Below are 20,631 nucleotides of genomic sequence, written 5' to 3'. Positions count from 1 at the left end.
GATATTTCTCCAAATCTCTTAGTTATTGTCTAGTGGTGCGCCCACTCTACTTGGCTTAGGTCTACGCCGTCTTTAAACATGTCCCATAATGGTGACATTTCGCGTAGCCGACCGATGCCTTCATTAATAACTTTAATGGCATAATCTACTTCTTCTTCGGTAGTAAAGCGACCAAAAGAAAAACGAATTGAACTGTGTGCTAGCTCGTCGTCTAAGCCCAAAGCACGTAGTACGTAAGAAGGCTCAAGACTCGCCGAAGTACAGGCAGAACCTGAAGATACAGCTAAATCTTTCAACGCCATAATTAACGACTCACCTTCTACATAGGCGAAGCTCACATTAAGGTTACCCGCCACTCGCTGCTCGAAGTCACCATTCACGTAGGTCTCTTCAATGTCTTTAATGCCGTTCCAGAAACGCTCACGTAAAGCACGAATATGCTCGTTATCTTTAGCCATTTCTTGTTTAGCAATGGCAAAAGCTTCACCCATCCCCACAATTTGGTGAGTAGGCAAAGTACCAGAGCGCATACCACGCTCATGACCACCGCCGTGCATCTGCGCTTCTAAACGAATACGAGGTTTGCGTTGCACATACAATGCGCCAATGCCTTTAGGGCCATACACTTTGTGCGCAGAAAACGACATCATGTCTACCGGTAAGGCTTGTAAATCAATGTCGATCTTACCGGCACTTTGCGCGGCATCAACATGGAATAAAATTTTGCGAGAGCGGCATAGTTCGCCAATCGCATTAATGTCTTGAATAACACCGATTTCGTTATTTACGTGCATGATTGACACCAAGATAGTGTCTTCGCGCATCGCTTCGGCCAGCTTATCCAAGTTGATAATACCGTTACTTTCGGGCTCAAGGTAAGTCACTTCAAAGCCTTCACGTTCTAACTGACGACAAGTATCGAGCACGGCTTTATGTTCGGTTTTACAAGTAATAAGGTGTTTACCTTTTTTAGCGTAAAAATGAGCCGCACCTTTAATCGCCAAGTTGTTCGATTCAGTTGCACCAGAGGTAAATACGATTTCACGCGGATCGGCGTTAACCAACTCAGCAATTTGATTACGAGCAATGTCCACAGCCTCTTCAGCTTGCCAGCCAAAGCGATGTGAACGTGAAGCAGGGTTACCGTAGATACCATCCACGCCAAGGTATTGCATCATCTTTTCAGCAACACGAGGGTCAACAGGTGTGGTTGCAGAATAATCAAGATAAATTGGCAATTTCATAAAGTTCTCCATTACTACTCGACTAGAGCGAGCGTCATAAACTAATTTGTATCGTGTTGGTATCAACCTGCTTAAGTCGATCTTGTGTATGCGCAACGCTCACGATTTGCCGTTCGCGCATCAGCCCGCCTAAAGTGATATTGTCGAGGAAGTCAGCAATTCTTTCACTTAAATCATTCCATAGAGAATGAGTTAAGCAGGGTTTGCCGCCCTGGCAATCGGCTGCGCCATGGCAGCGGGTAGCATCAATAGACTCATCCACCGCATGAATGACCATACCTACTGCTATATCATCAGCGTCCATTCCTAAGCGGTAACCACCGCCAGGACCACGAACGCTACTTACTAAGCCGTGTTTACGTAGCTTTGAAAACAACTGCTCTAAATAGGACAAGGAAATGCCTTGTCTTTCTGAAATATCAGCAAGAGAGACCGGCCCTTCTTCCATATGAAGAGCAACATCTAACATCGCCGTCACTGCGTAGCGTCCCTTGGAAGTTAAGCGCATATCAATCAACCCATTATCGCGTGAACTTAATCACGATCTTTCCATATCCGACTATTTTAGTCAAGTATAAAACCCAGTAATTTACTCGGGTTTATTTTTCAGTTTTGGAAATGTGTTTATCAAATGAGGTTAAGATTCCACGCATAACATTAAGCTCTTGTTTTTCCATGCGAATTCGATTAAACATTCGTCGCACCTTCTCCATCACCTTACCTGGATGAGGTTTTATGATGAAGCCGCTATCGGCAATACTTTGCTCAAAATGCTGGTAAAATCGCTCCAAGTCTTCCGCATGAGGGTAAGCTTCTGGAGCGGCTTTAGGATGAGTATTTTGTTGCTCTAAAAATGCCATTCTCACTTCGTAACACAATAACTGTACCGCCATTGCAAGATTAAGTGAACTGTATTCAGGATTGGCAGGCACGCAAACATGGTAATGACACTGTTGAAGCTCTTCATTATTTAAGCCACTACTTTCGCGACCAAAAACAATCGCCACTTTGCCAGAGCACGCTTCAAAGGCCAATTTCTCGCCAGCCTCTCGACCATCTAACATCGGCCAATCTAAGGTACGTGAACGAGCACTCGCGCCAATAACCAGCTGACAATCGGCTACAGCCTCTGCCAATTGCTCTACTATAGTGGCACCGCCAAGCACATCCGATGCACCAGCCGATAAGGCAACAGATTTGCCATCAATTTCAGCTTCTGGGGCCACTAAACATAAGTCGCTTATTCCCATGGTTTTCATTGCTCGGGCAGCAGAACCAATGTTACCACTATGGCTAGTGCCCACTAAAACCACTCGAATATTTTCCAACATTTATATTACTTCACCCTAAAATTAATCCGCCGGATTGTAACATAGCCTTGGCCAAAGCAGCTAGATTGGAAAAAGTTTAAATCCCCCAGCTATAATCAATTGTGTTTGTTTTCTCTATTCTCTATAATCCGGCGGTTATTTTATGTTCTTTCTACAAATTGGTGGTTTTTCATGCATGCAATGCTAAACATTGCGATTCGCGCTGCGCGAAACGCAGGTAAGGTTGTAACTCAAGCTTACGCACAACTTGATAAAGTTGAAACAACAACAAAAGGCGCTAACGACTACGTGACCAACGTAGATAAAGCCGCTGAAAAAAGCATTATCGATACCATTCACAATGCGTTTCCTGATCACTCGATCATCGCTGAAGAAAGTGGATTAAATCAAGGCAAGGATGATGAATACCAATGGGTTGTTGACCCCTTGGATGGAACCACCAATTTTATCAAAGGTATTCCTCACTTCTCGATTTCGATTGCACTACGTATTCGCGGTAAAACCGAGCATGCGGTAGTTTACGATCCATTACGTAATGAATTATTTGCCGCTTCACGTGGTAAAGGCGCTCAGCTTAATGGCTATCGCTTACGTGTTTCTAAAGCGAAAGATTTAGACGGTACCATCATCGGTACGGGTTTTCCCTTCAAACGTAAACATTACATGGAAAGCTATTTGGCCATGTTTGGCTCGATTTTCGCCGAGTGTGGTGATGTTCGCCGTGCCGGTTCAGCAGCGCTTGATCTAGCTTATGTTGCAGCGGGTCGTTTAGACGGTTTCTTCGAGCTAAACCTAAAACCTTGGGACATTGCAGCGGGTGAATTGATTGCTCGTGAAGCGGGTGCAATTGTGACTGACTTCTCTGGCAATACCGAGTATTACCAAAGCGGTAACATTGTTTGTGCTAATCCTAAAGTCTTAAAAGCAATGCTGGCTAATATTCGCCCGCATTTAAACGATGCGCTTAAAAGCTAAGCCAATCCCATCATGTGAAGATTAAAGCGGGCCTTGCCCGCTTTGTTTTTATCCATCAAACGTCGACAAAGTGGTTATGCAAGCCTTAGCGCACGCCACATATGCTCGCTAGCCGCCTAAGTCAAAGTCGAGATGAGACATTTCTGCTCTTTCTAGCTGAAGCTCTAAAAAAGCGATCCGTTTGGTAAATTTGGCCAACAGAGCGTCTTTAATTTCCAGCAAGGTTGCCAAGGGTGTTGGCTCACCCCACATGGGCAGTTCACCGCGCAGTTCTGCTTCAGTAAAAGCCTGATTGGCAGCTTGCTCATCTAAAAAATAGTAGCTCTGTTCACCAACATCAAAGTAGTAAACCATATACTGTTCTGCGCTTGTCATCACTTTAGTCCTCTAGGGGATAACCTGCCTGCAACCAACCGCGGATCCCACCATCCATAGAGATAACATTACGATAGCCCATTTTCACTAGGTTATCGGCGCTTAAAGCCGAGCGAAAACCACCGCCGCAGTAGATAACAATCATCGCATCCAAATCGGGGATCGCCGTTTCAATATCGCGTTCCAATACCCCCCGCCCCATGTACTGTGCGCTAGGAATACGGTTCTTCGCCCACTCATCTTGCTCACGATTATCTATCAAGTTAAAAGCTAAACCTTGGTCTAACCATTGTTTTACCTGATGTACGTCGCACTCTTTTATACGACTTCGACAATCATCAACTAATGCTAAAAAACGAGGATTATGAGCCATCTTTGTTCTCCTTAACAAAAAACCCGCCGAAGCGGGTTTTAAACATTACGCAAGGGGTTCTTGGTCTGCGCCTTCTTTCTCTTCCAATTCTTTAGGCATAAAGTCTTCTTTCTTAATACCTAGGTACAGCGCCAGGGTACTGGCTACATAAATCGAAGAGTGAGTACCAATAAACACACCAAACAACAAGGCTGTTGCAAAGTTATGAATTAACTCGCCGCCTAAGGCAAACAAGGAAATTAATACGATGATGGTGGTTAACGAGGTTACGATAGTACGGTTAAAGGTTTGGGTTAACGATACATCGATAATCTCTTCAGGGTCACCCTTACGCAGTTTACGGAAGTTCTCACGGATCCTATCCGATACCACAATAGTATCGTTCAAGGAGTAACCCACTACCGTTAATAAGGCAGCAATAACGGTAAGGTCGAATTCCAACTGGAGGAAAGAAAACAACCCCAGAGTCGCTATTACGTCATGCGCCAAGGCCAGTACCGCGCCTAGTGCCATGCGCCATTCAAAACGCATTGCCACATAAAGCAGAATACAACCAAGCGCTGCAATAATCGCCAAGCCACCTTGCTCAGCCAGCTCGTTGCCCACAGTTGGCCCTACGTATTCAATGCGGCGCATTTCAACGTTGCTGTCCACTTGGTCTCTTAACAAGCCCATGATGCTATCGCCTAAGTGCTGGCTGTCCAGCCCTTCACGCGGCATCATTCTTAGTAACACTTGAGTTTGCGAACCAAAGTATTGGGCGACCATATCTGGATAACCATTGTTACCCATCACATCGCGAACCTGAGTTAAATCGGCAGGTTGAGAAAACTCAACTTCAATCAAGGTACCACCGGTAAAATCGAGGCCCCAATTGATTTTATTGATTGCCAAGCTAGCTACAGAAGCCACCATCAATAAAATGGTAAACCAAATAAATGGTTTACGGTGCGACATAAAACGCACGGTGTCTTTTGGTTTAAATAAATAAAACACGTCGTCGCTCCTAAATTGATAGCTTATCTATTTTCTTACCGCCCCATACCCAGTTAACAATCACTCGGGTACCGATAATAGCGGTAAACATAGAAGTGGCAATACCAATGGCTAATGTCACTGCGAAGCCTTTTACCGCACCAGTACCAATAGCAAATAAAATTAATGCCGTGATAAAGGTGGTAATGTTGGCGTCAGAAATAGTGGAAAGCGCATTGCTGTAGCCATAATGAATCGCCTGCTGCGGACTGCGTCCATCAGCCAATTCCTCACGAATACGCTCGAAAATAAGCACGTTTGCATCCACCGCCATACCTACAGTGAGCACGATGCCCGCCATACCAGGTAAGGTTAAGGTTGCTCCTGGGATCATCGACATGACACCAATAATCACCCCAACGTTAGCAATCAGAGCGATGTTTGCCACTAAACCAAATTTGCGGTAATACAAAGGCATAAATATCAGCAAGGCTAGCAAGCCCACCACAATTGCCAAGAAACCTTGATCGATATTGTCTTGACCTAAGCTTGGCCCAACGGTGCGTTCTTCCACAATCTGAATCGGCGCAATCAAGGCACCAGCACGTAACAATAAGGCTAGATTTTGCGCTTCTGAAGGAGAGTCAATACCGGTAATACGGAAGCTACGGCCCAAACGAGATTGGATAGTCGCAACGTTAATCACTTCTTCTTGACGCTCTAGCAGCGTTTTTCCATCAGCGTCTTTTTTACCGGTAGGTTTGTATTCGATGAACAAAGTTGCCATCGACTGACCTACGTTATCTTTGGTAAAGGCAGCCATTTTGCTACCACCTTGGCTATCAAGGCTAATATTAACTTGTGGACGGCTATATTCGTCGAAGCCCGACTGAGCCCCCACAATATGGTCGCCGGTTAAAATCACCTGATTGCGCAATACCACTGGAGAACCATCAGCACGCTTAGCTAATTGAGAACCTGGCGGAACTCGCCCAGCAGCGGCGGCACGCATGTCGGCATCGGTATTCACCATGCGGAATTCTAAAGTTGCTGTCGCACCCAAAATTTCTTTGGCGCGGGCAGTATCTTGAACCCCTGGTAGCTGCACCACAATACGGTCAGCACCCTGGCGCTGAACCTGCGGCTCGGCTACACCCAACTCATTTACCCGGTTACGGATAATGGTAATGTTCTGCTGAAGTGCGTATTCACGAGTTTCTTTTAGCTTCGCTTCAGTCATACGAGCACTAAGGCTAAACTGGTCGCCTTGGCTTTCGTTGGTAAACTGATATTCACTGTATTTACGATCGAGGAAGCTAATCGCCTTTTCCAAGGTAGCTTCATCACGAAAACGAACGACTACCGCATCACCCACACTTCTCACACCGGCATAACGCAATTTTTCTTCACGTAAGTCGCTACGAAAATCTTGAATCATGCCTTCTTGGGCTTTGCTAATTGCAGCATCCATGTCCACTTCCATTAGGAAGTGCACACCACCACGTAAATCTAGACCCAGTTTTAGCGGACCAGCACCAATGGCATCAAGCCATCCCGGTGTTGCGGGCGCTAAGTTCAACGCGACAATGTAATCATCACCAAGCATGTCATGTAACAGACTTTTTACTTTTAGTTGGTCGGCATCGTTACGCAAGCGAACTAATGCAAGCCCGTCTTCAAAAGCGACTGAGCGAAAATCGATGGATTGTTCGGTGAGGTGTTGGCGAATCTTATCTAATTGGGCAAGCTCTACTTGAGCGCCCCGAGTGCCTGAGACTTGTACGGCAGGATCCTCACCGTATAAGTTTGGCATGGCGTAAAGAAAACCGATGGCGATCAATAAGATCACCACCGTATTCTTCCACCAAGGGTATTTATTTAACAAAATCTTATCCCTTGTGACCGAGTTGCTACTATAGAGACTTCAACGTGCCCTTTGGCAATACCGCTGAAACAAAGTCCTTTTTAAGAGTAACGGTAGTATCGTCACTTAGGCTTAATTGGAAATATTCGTTCTCTTCAGAAATCTTAATGATTTTACCCACTAAACCACCAGTGGTTAATACCTCATCACCTTTAGACAATGAAGCCATTAAGTTTTTATGCTCTTTAACACGCTTCGATTGTGGGCGGTAAATCATGAAGTAAAAGATAACGGCGAAAATCGCCATCATGAAAATCAGTTCCATACCACCGCCAGCAGGAGCTGCTGCGCCGCCTTCGGCATAAGCTGGAGAAATAAATAAGCTCATTGTTACCCTCATTAAAAAATTAAAAACTTAAGATAATTAGTACAACTACCTTACTAAATGGAGACTAAGCAAGCAAAAACAAGGTTCTGCTTGCTCAATCGTGCATTATTCCGCCAAAGGGGGCACTTCTCGCCCCATTTTTGCGTAAAACTCTGCGACAAAATCGTCTAACTTACCGGCTGCAATGGCCCCACGTAACCCTTCCATCAACTGTTGATAGTGACGAAGGTTATGAATGGTATTCAAACGAGCGCCAAGGATTTCATTACACTTGTCCAAATGATGCAAGTAGGAACGGGAATAATTTTGACAGGTATAACAATCACATTCTTTATCTAGGGTGCTGGTATCATCGCGATGGCGAGCATTACGGATCTTAACCACCCCTTCACTGGTGAACAAATGACCATTGCGGGCATTACGAGTTGGCATCACGCAATCAAACATGTCAACGCCACGTCGAACCCCTTCCACCAAATCTTCAGGTTTACCCACGCCCATTAAGTAACGAGGTTTATCTTCAGGCACACGATGCGCAACATGGTCTAAAATGCGATGCATGTCTTCTTTCGGCTCACCTACGGCTAAACCACCAATCGCATACCCATCAAAACCAATGTTGGTTAAACCTTCTAAAGACACATCACGCAAGTGCTCGTAAACGCCACCTTGAATAATTCCAAATAAGGCATTTTTATTTGCTAACTCATCATGACGTTGGCGTGAACGGGCAGCCCAGCGCAAAGACATTTGCATGGACTTTTCGGCTTCCTCTTCGGTAGCGGGATAAGGCGTACACTCATCAAAAATCATCACAATGTCAGAGCCCAAGTCGTTTTGGATTTCCATCGACTTTTCAGGGGTTAAGAAGATCTTATCGCCATTCACCGGGTTACGGAAGTGCACACCCTCTTCGGTGATATTACGAATATCACCTAGGCTGAACACCTGAAAACCGCCCGAATCGGTTAAAATAGGGCCCTGCCAGTTCATAAAGTCATGCAAATCGCCGTGAGCACGCATCACTTCTTGACCAGGACGCAGCCAAAGGTGGAAGGTATTACCCAGTAATATTTCAGCTCCAGTCGCACTCACTTCTTCTGGCGTCATGCCCTTAACCGTACCGTAAGTCCCCACTGGCATAAAGGCTGGAGTTTCTACCGTACCGCGCTCAAATACTAAACGGCCGCGACGGGCCTTGCCGTCTTTAGCCAATAATTCATATTTCATTTGTCACCTCAGATCGGAAAAACAGTCCGATTCAAATTGAGTAATACAAGTGGCAGGCAAGTGCCCTCCACCCACTAAGATTTAGTCGTTTTTACGGGTTAAGAACATCGCATCACCGTAACTAAAAAAGCGATAGCGCTGTTCAATAGCCTGTTGGTAGGCTCGGCTAATGTTATCTTTACCGGCAAAGGCCGATACCAACATAATCAGCGTTGATTCGGGAAGGTGAAAATTAGTCACCATCGCGTCCACCACCTCAAACTGATAGCCGGGGTAAATAAAAATGTCGGTTTCTGCCGCATAGGCCTGTAGCTCGCAACCTTTGGCTTTGGCGTCTTTGGCTGCGCTCTCTAAAGAACGTACTGAGGTGGTGCCAATGGCAATCACTCGCCCGCCCGCCGCTTTAGCTTTGGCAATTTTAGCTACCACCTCGTCATTCACTTCGGCATATTCAGAGTGCATGACATGCTGGTCAACCGACTCCACTTTCACCGGTTGAAAAGTCCCCGCGCCAACATGCAGAGTCACAAAGGCGGTATCGGCACCTTTGTCTTTAATTTGTTGCATTAACTCTTGGTCGAAATGCAAGCCAGCAGTGGGGGCAGCTACCGCACCGGGCTTTTCGTTATATACGGTTTGGTAGCGCTCTTTATCGGCATCTTCATCGGGACGGTCGATATAAGGCGGCAATGGCATGTGGCCATAGCTCTCAAGCAGCTCTAAAACACTGCGAGAATCATCAAAACGCAGCTCAAATAAAGCATCATGGCGCGCTAGCATGGTGGCGTCAAAGGCCTCGGCTAAACGCAAACCAGTGCCAGGTTTGGGTGACTTAGAACAACGCACATGCGCTAACACACGGTGCTCATCTAGTACCCGCTCCACCAGCACCTCTAACTTACCGCCGCTGAGCTTTTGACCATAAAGCCGCGCGGGGATCACTCGAGTATTGTTAAATACCAATAAATCATTGGGCTGAATATACTCCAGTAAGTCGGGAAACTGCTGGTGTTTTATTTCCCCACTATTGCCATCAAGACACAATAAACGGCTATCACGACGTTGCTGTTTGGGGTAGCGAGCAATCAGCTCATCAGGAAGAACAAAAGAAAAATCGGCAACTCGCATTGGGTGAAAACTCTGTGAGGTAGTGAATAATTAACAAGGCCGCAATTTTAGTGATTGCGGCCTGTAATAGCAAGGATTAGCGAGCCTAAACTCGGTGCTGTAAACGGCGATGTAGCAACAGAGGAAACGCCAATAGCAACAAGTAAAAACTGGCTCCGCCGCTGCTCGAACTTGGGCTAGCTTCTGAGCATTGCAAGCTGCTATCTCCCGCTAAGCTGGCGGTATCGCTGATCCAAGTACACATCGAGCCCACATCCGCATACACGCCAGGACTGCCTTGACAAGACAGATTCCCCCAACTGACCAAGCCCAAGAGACGGTAGCCATCCCCTTCAGAGATAAATACCGGCCCACCACTGTCTCCACTACAGGCATCGGCATCGGTGCCAAAAGCACAAAACATCTGTTCACTAAGTTTGTCACTTGACCAAGCATTGGCGCACAACTCTGGCTGATATAAACTTAAATTCGCTTGTTGCAATACCGGGGGATACTCAGGATTTAAAGGGTCGTTATTGGTGCGGCCAAAGCCTATCAAGCGCATAAAGGCTCCGTAATTTACAGCACTGCTCACACCATTAGCGTTGAGTATAGGCGGGGCAATCTCTTGTGGCGTAGCCAAGCGTAACAGGCTGATATCATAGTCGTAATCTATTCCTGCCTGACCAGGCTCAACATAATTCGGATGCTGGTAGATTTCGCTCACCGCTAGCGCCCGTGAGTCATCTGGGCCCACCATGGAATACACCCCTAGTACCACACTGACCTGTGCTACCGGCAAATGTTTACTCTCGCTTGTCTCATCGTAAGTACAGTGGGCCGCAGTCAGCACCCAAGATGAGCCAATCAGTACGCCACCGCAGCGGTGGTCGCCCACAAACACCTGCGCCATCCATGGGTAATTTTGTGATGCGTCTTGCCCGCCCACCACATAGGGAACCGCCTGTTGTTCGGCCTGAGCCATGAGGCTTAAGCCGCCCAAACAAAAACATAAAATACGCAACAGCATAGGGGGGTCCTTCACTCACTCTCTGTAAGATTGTCGCGAATATTCACTTCTTCAGGTTCCCCTAAAAAATGCGGTTTCGCTTTTAATATATGTATATCAATTAAGGCTTTGGCCCGAGCCAGCACCTCGCGCAAACGGACTCGCCAATGAAACTCACTCGGCGCATCATCCACCACATAACCATAAGCTTTAATACCATAGTGATTAGCGATGTATAAGGCTCGCTCAACATGAAATTGCTGAGACACAATAATCATCGCTTGCTGGCCAAACACCTGTTTGGCTCTAACCACCGAATCAAAGGTACGAAAGCCCGCATAGTCTAAAGAAATATGTTCTCGCGGCACATCCAAGCGCAATACATCATTTAGCATGGTGATAGGTTCATTATAGTAGCGGGTGGCATTATCTCCGCTTAAAATCAGCGCTCTCACTTTGTTGGTATGATAAAGCTGGGCTGCGGCTTCTACTCTGAAGGTGTAATAGGTATTTAAACGCTTACCTACATACTTACTGGTGCCCAATACCAAAGCGACCGGCTGGGCGGGGAGCTGATCCATGTGGCGAAACCATTGCCCTGCCACCTGACTGGAAATATATCGGTCAATAGCCGCTAAAGCTAACAGCACTAACAGGCTAATCAGCACAATAATGCTAAAGAATTTCTTCAATGCTGTTCCCCGTCCTTTGCTGCAATGGCTCCATGCTAGCATAGCCAAATACGGCAACCCAATAAGCAAACACCATTCTGTTAAAAAGTTTACTCAACAAGGTCTTAGCTAAATATCTTGTAGCGTAAAAAAAAGTAAATGTCATTTACAAGTCATCTACAGGTGCTAACTTTTTCCTTACATACAGTAAGGACATATCCACGATGAATATTGTAAATAACAATCAACAATTTGGTTTAGTCAGTAAACTAATACATTGGCTTATGGCCACCCTATTTATCGCCATCATCGCGATTGCTTTATATATGGATGAGCTGCCACGTGGCGCAGAAAAATTTGAATGGGTAAGCTTACATAAAGCCTTCGGTGTATGTGCCTTAGCCGCCATTTTACTGCGTATAGCTTGGCATAGAATGACTAAAGCACCCACTCCCTTGGGTGAGGGCTGGCAACTCAAATTGGCTCATTTAGGCCATGTTGCCTTGTACCTATTAATGCTGCTCATGCCCATATCTGGTTTAATGATGTCATTAGCTGGCGGCCACGATGTAGCGGTATTTAACTGGTTTACCCTATCGGGCTTTAGTGAACAAAATGAAACCTTAAGCGGTATCGCGTCTTTCGTTCACCACAATGCCGCCAACTTACTCTACCTAGTCTTAGCCCTACATGTGGGGGCAGCGCTTCATCATCACTTCATCTTAAAAGATGAAACACTCAAGCGTATCACCTCTGCCTAGTATCACGTTAAAGCCACGCGTTTGCTGGCCTTTTTATAATAAACTCGCCAGCCGCTCCAAGCGGGTAACTCCCAACGCTTGGGTCCGGCTTTTCGGCCACCAGAATGATAGTGAGCAATTACCTGCTTAGTACGACTTAAGTACTCTATATCTAATTTCAAATCGGCTAATACTAAGAGCCTTGGATAACGCGCTTCGAAATCTGCGCGTAACCAACTGGGGATCCCAGCAAACTGTAAGTCCTGCGGCTCTAGCAACGACATATCATCGACTTGCTCTACCCCAAGCTCTTGCAAGCGCTCAAGCAGCCAAGCCTCAACTTCTAGCGGTTGACCTTCACCACCGCCGTGCTTTTCGCCCAAGCTCACCCACAAATTCCATGCTGCAATATCCTCAGCTACGTTCAATTCTTGGAAATCTGGCAGTTGCTTGGTTAATAACTGCTGCACTAAAGCCTGCCGACATTGCTCGGGACTCGCCCGATGCTGCTCAGTAGCGATTACTCTTCCGGCATAAACCCGCTGCATGCACTGGCGACCTTCACTGTCGAGTTCGCCAGTCGCCACTAATTCACCCACTTGCTTAGCCTGAAGTAAGGTGAAGCTTAACGGCGCCATGCACAGACCAATATTTTTTAACTGTTTATGGCCTCTACCCGGCAAACTATAGATATCGAATACCAGTGCTGCGGCTTGTTCATCTGCCAGCAAACTATCTCGCCCCAGTTCTATTTCGGTGTGGCCATTAGCCATGGCCTGTGGGCGTTTTTCCCTGCGCACATACACCAGCTCAGGAGCCTTCTCAATTAAACAGCCTAACAGTTTGTCGCGGTCGTAAGGCTGCGCTTCGGCTAAATCATCCTGCGCCATCACTGCTCGTAACTGCTCGGCCAGCTCTTGAGCCTGAGTTAAGGCTTGCTGATTGACATCTAGCTCTTCTGGCCAAGCCCGACCACGCAGCAAATCCAACAGCATCGTCATATCACAATGTAAGGGCTGCCAATGGCTCAACTGCTTTAAGGCATGCTCCCCACTGGGTTTTGACAACAATCGTTGGTTAATACTTAATGCCGCCGCAAGGTCAAGCATCGCCGCTTTCTCATTGGCCGAGCTAACCAACTCGACTAAGTGGGAAAAATAACTATCTATTGGCAACTTAAGCAAACGCTTACCATGTTCGCTCAAGCTATCTTCCCCGACTAAGGCCTGCATCGTTTGCAAGCGGGCTTTAGCCAGTTGCAGCGACTTATCGGGCAATGCTTCTAAAAACGTCAAACTCGCTAAGGCTTTGCCACAACTGGCAGCAAACAACATCGGTTCCAATAACTCCTCGCGCTGCATTTGCGGCGGAGTGGTGTTTTCTAAGGGTGCAAATTCTCCCCATAAGCGATAACAATGGCCAGCTTGTACTCGCCCAGCACGGCCACGGCGCTGCTCGGCGCTAGCGCGTGAAATGCGCGCTAAACTCAGCACCGTTCTACCAGCACGCTGTTGGGTTCGCCGCTCCAAGCCACTGTCAATCACCGCAGAAATACGCGGAATGGTTAAGCTGGTTTCGGCCACATTAGTGGCTAAAATCACCCGTCTAGGCCGCGGCTCATTGGATGAGTCCAAAATCGTTTGTCGCTGCTCGGCACTGATAGAAGCATGCAGCGCCAACACCTGCGCATCAAGCTTGCTTAAACTGTCCAAACAACGTTGAATCTCTCCCCGTCCCGGTAGAAAAACTAAGATATCCCTTGGTCTTTAGCCATAGCGATATTCAGCGCGGCCTTAACCGCTTCAAGCATATTTTGATTGTCGGGCAAGTGATGAGCTTCACGGGCAAGGTAACTCACCTCAACTGGAAACTCCCTTCCCTGAGCCTGCAACACTTTGGCTGGCAAGTAAGCCGCCAACCTATCCCCTGCAACGTCGCCGAGGTGACAACTATTCGCAGAGCGAGTGGTTTGACCAAGGCCAATAACAAATCTGAATCCCAACGGCGTTCGTGAAACTCATCGATAATCATCACCGCATAGTCCGCTAACTTACCCTCGGCCAACCAACGCAAAGCAATCCCCGGTGTCACAAAAGCAATGTCGGTGTGTTGCTCAACAGTGGAGTGAAAACGAATAGCGTAACCTACTCGGTAGGCTTTTCCCGCCGCGGCCAACTGTTGCGACACATAACTGGCTAAGGCTTCACAAGCAATTCGCCTAGGCTGAACCACCAACACCTTACCTAGGCTAGCGGCCCATACCGGTAAATGGGTTGATTTACCCGAGCCAGTAGCGGCTTCTACCACTAGATGATGTTGATTCAATTGCGCTAAAAAATCGGTTTTTAGCGCTTCGATGGGCAATGATGAGGCAGAACTCATAGTTAGCTAATGTTCCTCGGTTGGCTTAACTGGGCGATCTTACCGCGAGCCAGCCCGAGTCTCCAGCTTAAGACTTGGCTAATCAACGGCTGTAGAATAAGCTAGGGGATTGTCCACTTTTGTTTGGCTAATGGAATTAATATGGATTTTTCAATACTAGGTAGTAGTAATTTAAAGGTTTCTCGTATTTGCTTAGGCAGCATGACCTGGGGCTTACAAAACAATCAAAGTGATGCTAACCAACAAATTGACTTTGCTCTAGCCCAAGGCATTAACTTTATCGATACCGCCGAAATGTATGCGGTGCCCCCGTCTGCTGATACCTACGGCAAAACAGAAACCATTATCGGCAATTGGTTAGCGGCCAATCCACAGCGCCGCAAAGACATTATTTTAGCCACCAAAATTGCCGGTTCCGGCCTGCCTTGGGTGCGTGATGGCGGCCCAATTAACGCAGCCGCCGTTGTTGAAGCGGTAGACGCTTCATTGCAACGTTTGCAAACCGATTACATCGATCTTTACCAGTTACACTGGCCAAACCGAACCACCCCACACTTTGGTAAACATTGGCCTAACCAAATTCAACCCAGCGCGCTGGATGCCGCTGACCACCAAGCACAAATGTTAGATATTTTGCAGGGTTTGCAGCAGTGTGTTGAGGCCGGAAAAATTCGCCATTGTGGCTTATCAGATGATACGCCGTGGGGGATCAACACCTATTTGAAACTTAGCGAGCAACACAAGCTGCCACGCATGGTATCGATTCAAAATGAATTTAGCCTACTGCACGCCAAAGATTGGCCTTATTTAATTGAAAACTGTGTGCAAGAAAACGTGGCCTACCTACCTTGGTCGCCACTAGCGGGAGGCTTGCTCAGTGGTAAATATGCCAACGGCGCGCGCCCCGAAGGCAGCCGTTGGACCTACATGCAGCGCAATGGCATTTTCCGTGATACTCCACAAGCTCACGAGGCAGTGGCCGCCTATAGCGAGATTGCCGCCGGTTATGGTTATACCCCCGCACAGCTAGCCTTAGCTTGGTGTGATCAAGTTGATGGTGTTACTTCTACTATTATTGGCGCAACCTCGATGAGCCAACTCAAAGAAGACATCGACGCCTTTGCCAAACCGCTTAGCGAACGCGCCATGCAAGACATTGCCGAAGTATTTAACCGCTACCCTGCACCTTACTAAATCCTCAAGTCACCCAGCTAAATTAGCTGGGTGACTTAGCTTGCAGAGCCTGTTGTTTTTGTTCTGCTAACTTGGCCATATTTTTGGTCATCCCCCACAATAGCCAGCGATGCCAAGGCGCAAAGAAATACCAATAAACCAAACCCCAAAAACCCGCCGGATGCCAATACAAAGCCACTTCTAAACGCTGCTGCTGGCCATCAGGGTCAATGCTAATTTGCATGCCGCCACCGCCCGGTGCCTTCATGCCAAAACGCATTACCAACAAGGCCGCTTCTTCCACACTAAGGATTTCCCAAGAGTCGACCCTATCCCCCACCTTTAACTGACGAAAATCACTACGCCCGTGTTCTCGGCCAGGCCCACCCAGCAAAAAATCCATCCATTCTCGCAAGGCCCAAAGGCTATCAAAGTAAAAATAGCGCCGTCGCCCACCCAGCATATTAACCACCTGCCAAATGGCTTCTGCTGAGGCATTCACCCGTAGCGATTTCTTAGCACACTTAGCATAAAAACCATGTAAGGAAGAAAAATTGCGAAATCGTGGAACGCCATCACGCCAGCGCTTAGGGTAAGTTTCAACCTGTTCTTGTTTTAGTACCTCGGCAATCGCCTGCTCAACACTCAACAAGGGCTGAGGCAACAATTGGCGTAACTTATCGGGCTGCGCTTGCAAGGGCTCCGCCAAGCCATCAATCAAAGCCTTAGCCAATGCTTGCGGTACTGACGTAATCACGCCTAATACCGAGCATGCCAAACGCACCGGCAAACCCGGTAATACAATAATGTTAATCGAGCGCTTAAGTTGTTTGGCAATGCACAACATCAACTGGCGATAACTTAACCATTCTGGACCGGCCGCTTCAAATATTTGCCCAGCTGTGTGTGGCATTTCTGCCAACTTCACTAAGTAATAAATAATATTGTCTAAGGCAATGGGTGGAGCCTTTGTATCAATCGCCCTTGGCACCAAGGCTAAAGGCATGTGTCCAACTAAATCTCGCATCACCTCAAAGGCTGCCGAGCCCGGCGCAATGATGATCCCGGCGCGCAGCTCGGTCACCGGAACGGCGCCACGGGCCAAGGCTTCACCGGTGGCAATACGCGCTAACATATGGGCAGATTTAGGCTTGGGTGAAACTAAACTACCCATATAAATGATGCGTTTTACCCCTGCCTGCTCGGCGGCGTGGGCCAAGTTAGTGGCGACAGTGATCTCGGCCTCAGTGTGCGACTGACCATCACTCATGCCATGCATCAGGTAATAGACTAATTCGATCTCCTGTAACGCAGCAGGCAAGGTGTCGGGAACTAACAAATCGAGGGTATAACGCTGACAGCTTTGCTCTGGCCAAGGACAGGGCTTTTTTGGATCTCGCGAACTAATCGATACATCATGCCCCTCTTGCAACAAAGCCGGAACTAGCTTGCTGCCAATGGTTCCTAAGGCGCCTATGACCAATATTCGCATCACTATTCTCCCGTTAAAAGCCCATGTTTACTTGCCTAAAGCGTAGACGGCCATACTTAAAGCAGCGACCTGCCAGTTAAAATAAGACTAAGCATAACCACTAATCGAAAGACGACACTGTCTGGGTTGAGCGGCGAAAACGCCCCGGCGATAAACCCATCACTTGCTTAAACTTGGCACAAAAATACGCACTATCAGAAAAGTCACAAGCGTAGGCAATCTCAGCAACGCTTCGCTCGGTTTCGGTCAGTAAGTTAAGCGCGGTATTGATCTTACGTTTTAAAATGTAATCTTTGTAATTTTGCGCAAACAAAGACTTAAACACCCGCGAGAAGTGATATTTAGACATACCACAAATATCGGCAGCCTGCTGCAGGCTTAAGTGCACACTTTGCTGGTTCTCTAGATGTTGCAGCAAGGGAATAATTTTTGACAAACTTTTGCTTTTTAGTAAGTCCTGCTGGCTGGTTTGAGCATCAAAACACATCGTTTGCTGTTGGCTCGCCACAAATACCAACACGCTACGTAACAGGCTATGGGTTAGCATACGTTGCTGCTCGTCCTGTTCAATACTTTCCAGCCAAGCCAAGTGGCTAGATAAAAATGCCGTTTGCTGCGGCGACAATTGCATCACCAAGGTTTGTTGCAGCTGGGCATTTAGCTCCCATAGGTTTAGCTCTTGGAGCAACTGGCGTTGAAACTGAAACAGACTAAAGCGCCGCTCATCGCCGTCCATTTCCATTTCGTGAATGGCTAAGGAAGGAATGAATACCAGCAAGCCTTGGTTTAACTCTAGGCTTTGGCCGTCAATGCTGAGCTGACCCGCCATTTTCTCAAATAGCATAATCTCACCCAACATATGGAAATGGCTAGGGATGTGCAGCTTGGGTTCATTCAAAAAATGAAAGCGCCGCAAATAATAGGATTTTGCTTGCGGTAGGTGAATATTTTCAAAACTGAGAGGATGCGCAGCCATAGTAGCAATAATTTAATATTTATAACTGCTTAAGTTACATATCAGGTCCATTCAAAGCAATAAATTACAGAAAACCATTAGGAGTTCTTATGAAGACGATCACTAACCCCATCCTTTGCGGCTTCAGACCCGACCCGTCAATTGTACGTGTTGGCGACGACTACTATATTGCCACGTCTACCTTTGAATGGTTTCCCGGCATCATGCTGCACCATTCAAAAGATCTACAAAACTGGCGCATCATAGGTCATGTACTAAACACTCAAGAACACTTAGATATGCGCGGAATGGATAATTCCGAAGGTGTTTATGCCCCTACCTTGAGTTATGCAGATGGTAAGTTTTGGTGTTGTTTTGCCAATGTTCACTCTTGCCGCGGTGGCACTTGGATGTCTACCCCCGCTTATGTGACCTGCGCCGAACAGATTACCGGCCCCTGGAGTAAACCGGTTTCTATTGGCAACTACGGCTTTGACCCATCTTTATTTCATGATGACGACGGCAGAAAATACATGGTGAACATGGTCTGGGATGGCCGTAAAAATAAAGACTTCTTTGGCGGCATTCTCGCTCAAGAGTTTGACGCCGAAGCAGGCCAATTAGTCGGCCAGCCCAAGATCATCTTCGAAGGTACCGAGCTAGGCTGCACCGAAGGCCCACAGATCATGAAAAAAGATGGCTGGTACTATTTGATTACCGCCGAGGGAGGCACCAGTTATGAACATGCCGTTACGGTGTGCCGCTCTAAAAATGTCTGGGGGCCTTACCAAGTTCACCCAGAAAACCCCTTACTCAGCTCCAACCACCAACAACAGGCGGAGTTACAGCGCGCAGGCCACGGCTTTTTAGTGGAAACGCAACAAGGCGAGTGGTTTTTATCCCACCTTTGCGGCAGACCGATATTTAACCCAGAGCAAGAGCAAGCCCAAATCAAACAAACCCATGGTCGCTGCATTCTTGGCAGAGAAACTGCTCTGCAAAATATTGAATGGCGCGATGACTGGCCGTGGGTAGTTGGCGGGCGAGTACCGCAATTAACCATTAAAGCGCCGCAACTGCCAATCCATGTTTGGCCACAAAGCGCCCCTCGCGATGACTTCAAAGAAACCACGCTCGATGTCAAATACCAATCGCTAACAGAGCCCTTTGATGAGTCATGGATATCCTTAAGCCAACGCCCCGGCTATTTGCGTTTGGCTGGCCGGGATTATCTCTACTCTCGCTACCATCAAAGCATGTTAGCCCAGCGCATCACCCACTTCGATTGTGCCACCGAAACCGCTGTTGAATTTGCAGCACAATCACCACGGCAAATGGCCGGCTTAGTGGCTTATTATGCGCGCAATGGTCACTACTTTTTGAAAAAAACAGTCAATGACCAAGGTCAAGCGGTTCTGCAGGTAGTGGGTCATATCAACGATGAATATCTCGAATTTAGCCAAGAGCAAGTGATAAACGACGCCCAAGCTGTGTATATGCGCTTGCAACTCAATAGCCACTGGTATCAATTTAGCTACTCGTTAGATGGACAAAACTGGCTCAAGATTGGCCCCCCACTCAACGCCACCCATCTTTCAGACGAAGGTAGTGGTGAGATATTCCGCTTTACCGGAAGTTTAGTGGGTCTTTATGCCTGCGATCTAACAGGGCAACAACTGGCGGCTGACTTCGAGTATTTCGAATATCAAAATTTTAAGTGAATATATGATTTAAATCATTAACTTAAGCACTAAGTCCTGGGGCTTAGTGCGATCAGCCTCTTATTTTTTTTGATAGGGGCTGATAAAAATTAGCTGTTTTGATTTAAATCAGTATTTTAGATACCAATCAACGCCAAACTCGCTGCATCTTTTTTAACCAAGTGGTTATGTATTATGCGCTCACCGATACGTTACTTGCTAGCCCCCACTAGTCTATGTCTAGTACTGAGTGCCGCTCACTTTATTCATGCTCATCAGCATATTTACGCCACCCTTTGCATCATGGGCTTCATCAGCTTAATGATCCGCCACCCCATTTGTTTACGCCTCAACCAAGTAGCCATGGTTTTACTCAGCGCCGAATGGCTGCATAGCCTTATTGAAGGCTATCAAGAGCGAGCCACAGACGAACAAGCCTGGCCGCAAATGGCGTTATTGATGGTCTTGGTAGCAATAGTGCATTTAAGCTGCGCAATCCTGCTGCAACATCATCGTATACGCCACTACTTCGGTTATCCACGTCAGTATCTTTTTCGCTAATTGGCGTAATCTAACTTGTGACAGTCCCGCCACCGGCCAACTCAATCAGCCACGGCAGTAAAGCTTGGTATTCATTGCAAAATTAC

At 47.1% G+C, this 20,631-nt stretch carries 21 protein-coding genes; 5 read left to right on the top strand and 16 right to left on the bottom strand.

Annotated features, from left to right (window positions below; genetic code table 11):
* Nucleotides 1-29 precede the first annotated feature (29 nt).
* From AR383_RS20730 to trmJ, 3 genes are all read right to left on the bottom strand, one after another.
* Complete coding sequence (locus AR383_RS20730; RefSeq protein WP_055734855.1) at nt 30-1,244, bottom strand: IscS subfamily cysteine desulfurase; 1,215 nt, start codon at nt 1,242-1,244, stop codon at nt 30-32.
* 34 nt (nt 1,245-1,278) lie between these two features.
* The gene (gene iscR, locus AR383_RS20725; protein ID WP_055735113.1) at nt 1,279-1,752 is read right to left on the bottom strand and encodes a Fe-S cluster assembly transcriptional regulator IscR; all 474 of its coding nucleotides are present in this window, start codon (nt 1,750-1,752) and stop codon (nt 1,279-1,281) included.
* Nucleotides 1,753-1,843: 91 nt separating this feature from the next.
* Nucleotides 1,844-2,575, bottom strand: coding sequence for a tRNA (cytosine(32)/uridine(32)-2'-O)-methyltransferase TrmJ (trmJ, locus tag AR383_RS20720; protein ID WP_055734854.1), 732 nt, complete (start codon nt 2,573-2,575; stop codon nt 1,844-1,846).
* Between the two features lie 171 nt (nt 2,576-2,746).
* Here trmJ and suhB point away from each other — a divergent pair, with 171 nt between their 5' ends.
* Nucleotides 2,747-3,550: an inositol-1-monophosphatase gene (gene suhB / locus AR383_RS20715; protein WP_055734853.1), complete on the top strand. Its 804-nt coding sequence runs from the start codon at nt 2,747-2,749 to the stop codon at nt 3,548-3,550.
* Nucleotides 3,551-3,658: 108 nt separating this feature from the next.
* Here the strand turns inward: suhB and AR383_RS20710 are convergent, their stop codons facing one another.
* From AR383_RS20710 to AR383_RS20670, 9 genes are all read right to left on the bottom strand, one after another.
* Nucleotides 3,659-3,925, bottom strand: a complete 267-nt coding sequence (locus tag AR383_RS20710) for a hypothetical protein (RefSeq protein ID WP_055734852.1) — start codon at nt 3,923-3,925, stop codon at nt 3,659-3,661.
* 4 nt (nt 3,926-3,929) lie between these two features.
* Nucleotides 3,930-4,298 (bottom strand): rhodanese-like domain-containing protein, encoded by a 369-nt coding sequence (locus AR383_RS20705; RefSeq protein WP_055734851.1) that lies wholly within the window; start codon nt 4,296-4,298, stop codon nt 3,930-3,932.
* A gap of 45 nt (nt 4,299-4,343) precedes the next feature.
* Entirely contained in the window at nt 4,344-5,294 is a 951-nt protein-coding gene (gene secF, locus AR383_RS20700) for a protein translocase subunit SecF (RefSeq protein ID WP_055734850.1), read from the bottom strand.
* A 10-nt stretch (nt 5,295-5,304) separates the two neighbouring features.
* Entirely contained in the window at nt 5,305-7,158 is a 1,854-nt protein-coding gene (gene secD / locus AR383_RS20695) for a protein translocase subunit SecD (protein ID WP_083481729.1), read from the bottom strand.
* 28 nt (nt 7,159-7,186) lie between these two features.
* On the bottom strand, nt 7,187-7,525 hold the full coding sequence (gene yajC / locus AR383_RS20690) for a preprotein translocase subunit YajC (RefSeq protein WP_055734848.1): 339 nt from the start codon (nt 7,523-7,525) through the stop codon (nt 7,187-7,189).
* A 105-nt stretch (nt 7,526-7,630) separates the two neighbouring features.
* Nucleotides 7,631-8,755, bottom strand: coding sequence for a tRNA guanosine(34) transglycosylase Tgt (gene tgt, locus AR383_RS20685; RefSeq protein ID WP_055734847.1), 1,125 nt, complete (start codon nt 8,753-8,755; stop codon nt 7,631-7,633).
* An 81-nt stretch (nt 8,756-8,836) separates the two neighbouring features.
* Entirely contained in the window at nt 8,837-9,883 is a 1,047-nt protein-coding gene (queA, locus tag AR383_RS20680) for a tRNA preQ1(34) S-adenosylmethionine ribosyltransferase-isomerase QueA (protein WP_055734846.1), read from the bottom strand.
* Between the two features lie 85 nt (nt 9,884-9,968).
* Nucleotides 9,969-10,892, bottom strand: coding sequence for a S1 family peptidase (locus tag AR383_RS20675; RefSeq protein ID WP_055734845.1), 924 nt, complete (start codon nt 10,890-10,892; stop codon nt 9,969-9,971).
* An 11-nt stretch (nt 10,893-10,903) separates the two neighbouring features.
* Nucleotides 10,904-11,563 carry a SanA/YdcF family protein gene (locus tag AR383_RS20670; RefSeq protein ID WP_229711136.1) on the bottom strand — a complete coding sequence of 220 codons (660 nt, stop codon included), beginning with the start codon at nt 11,561-11,563 and terminating at the stop codon, nt 10,904-10,906.
* Between the two features lie 203 nt (nt 11,564-11,766).
* Here AR383_RS20670 and AR383_RS20665 point away from each other — a divergent pair, with 203 nt between their 5' ends.
* Nucleotides 11,767-12,303 carry a cytochrome b gene (locus AR383_RS20665; RefSeq protein ID WP_055734843.1) on the top strand — a complete coding sequence of 179 codons (537 nt, stop codon included), beginning with the start codon at nt 11,767-11,769 and terminating at the stop codon, nt 12,301-12,303.
* A 2-nt stretch (nt 12,304-12,305) separates the two neighbouring features.
* Here AR383_RS20665 and AR383_RS20660 read toward each other — a convergent pair whose 3' ends face one another.
* Both AR383_RS20660 and AR383_RS20655 read right to left on the bottom strand, forming a co-directional pair.
* Nucleotides 12,306-13,994 carry a helicase-related protein gene (locus AR383_RS20660; protein WP_055734842.1) on the bottom strand — a complete coding sequence of 563 codons (1,689 nt, stop codon included), beginning with the start codon at nt 13,992-13,994 and terminating at the stop codon, nt 12,306-12,308.
* Nucleotides 13,995-14,136: 142 nt separating this feature from the next.
* The gene (locus AR383_RS20655; protein WP_055734841.1) at nt 14,137-14,664 is read right to left on the bottom strand and encodes a DEAD/DEAH box helicase family protein; all 528 of its coding nucleotides are present in this window, start codon (nt 14,662-14,664) and stop codon (nt 14,137-14,139) included.
* Nucleotides 14,665-14,805: 141 nt separating this feature from the next.
* Between AR383_RS20655 and AR383_RS20650 the strand changes: the two genes are divergently transcribed.
* The gene (locus AR383_RS20650) at nt 14,806-15,858 is read left to right on the top strand and encodes an aldo/keto reductase (protein WP_055734840.1); all 1,053 of its coding nucleotides are present in this window, start codon (nt 14,806-14,808) and stop codon (nt 15,856-15,858) included.
* Nucleotides 15,859-15,880: 22 nt separating this feature from the next.
* On the opposite strand, the gene AR383_RS20645 is transcribed toward AR383_RS20650, so the two are convergent.
* Entirely contained in the window at nt 15,881-17,329 is a 1,449-nt protein-coding gene (locus tag AR383_RS20645; protein WP_055734839.1) for a DUF2867 domain-containing protein, read from the bottom strand.
* 100 nt (nt 17,330-17,429) lie between these two features.
* A complete protein-coding gene (locus AR383_RS20640; protein WP_188407334.1) occupies nt 17,430-18,173 on the bottom strand; it encodes a helix-turn-helix domain-containing protein in 744 nt (247 codons plus the stop codon).
* Nucleotides 18,174-18,394: 221 nt separating this feature from the next.
* Between AR383_RS20640 and AR383_RS20635 the strand changes: the two genes are divergently transcribed.
* Both AR383_RS20635 and AR383_RS20630 read left to right on the top strand, forming a co-directional pair.
* Nucleotides 18,395-20,005: a glycoside hydrolase family 43 protein gene (locus AR383_RS20635; protein ID WP_055734837.1), complete on the top strand. Its 1,611-nt coding sequence runs from the start codon at nt 18,395-18,397 to the stop codon at nt 20,003-20,005.
* Between the two features lie 174 nt (nt 20,006-20,179).
* Entirely contained in the window at nt 20,180-20,545 is a 366-nt protein-coding gene (locus tag AR383_RS20630) for a hypothetical protein (protein ID WP_055734836.1), read from the top strand.
* Nucleotides 20,546-20,631 lie beyond the last annotated feature (86 nt).

This window comes from Agarivorans gilvus (assembly GCF_001420915.1).
Lineage (GTDB): Bacteria > Pseudomonadota > Gammaproteobacteria > Enterobacterales > Celerinatantimonadaceae > Agarivorans > Agarivorans gilvus.
This window is presented reverse-complemented; position numbering and strand designations above follow the sequence as displayed.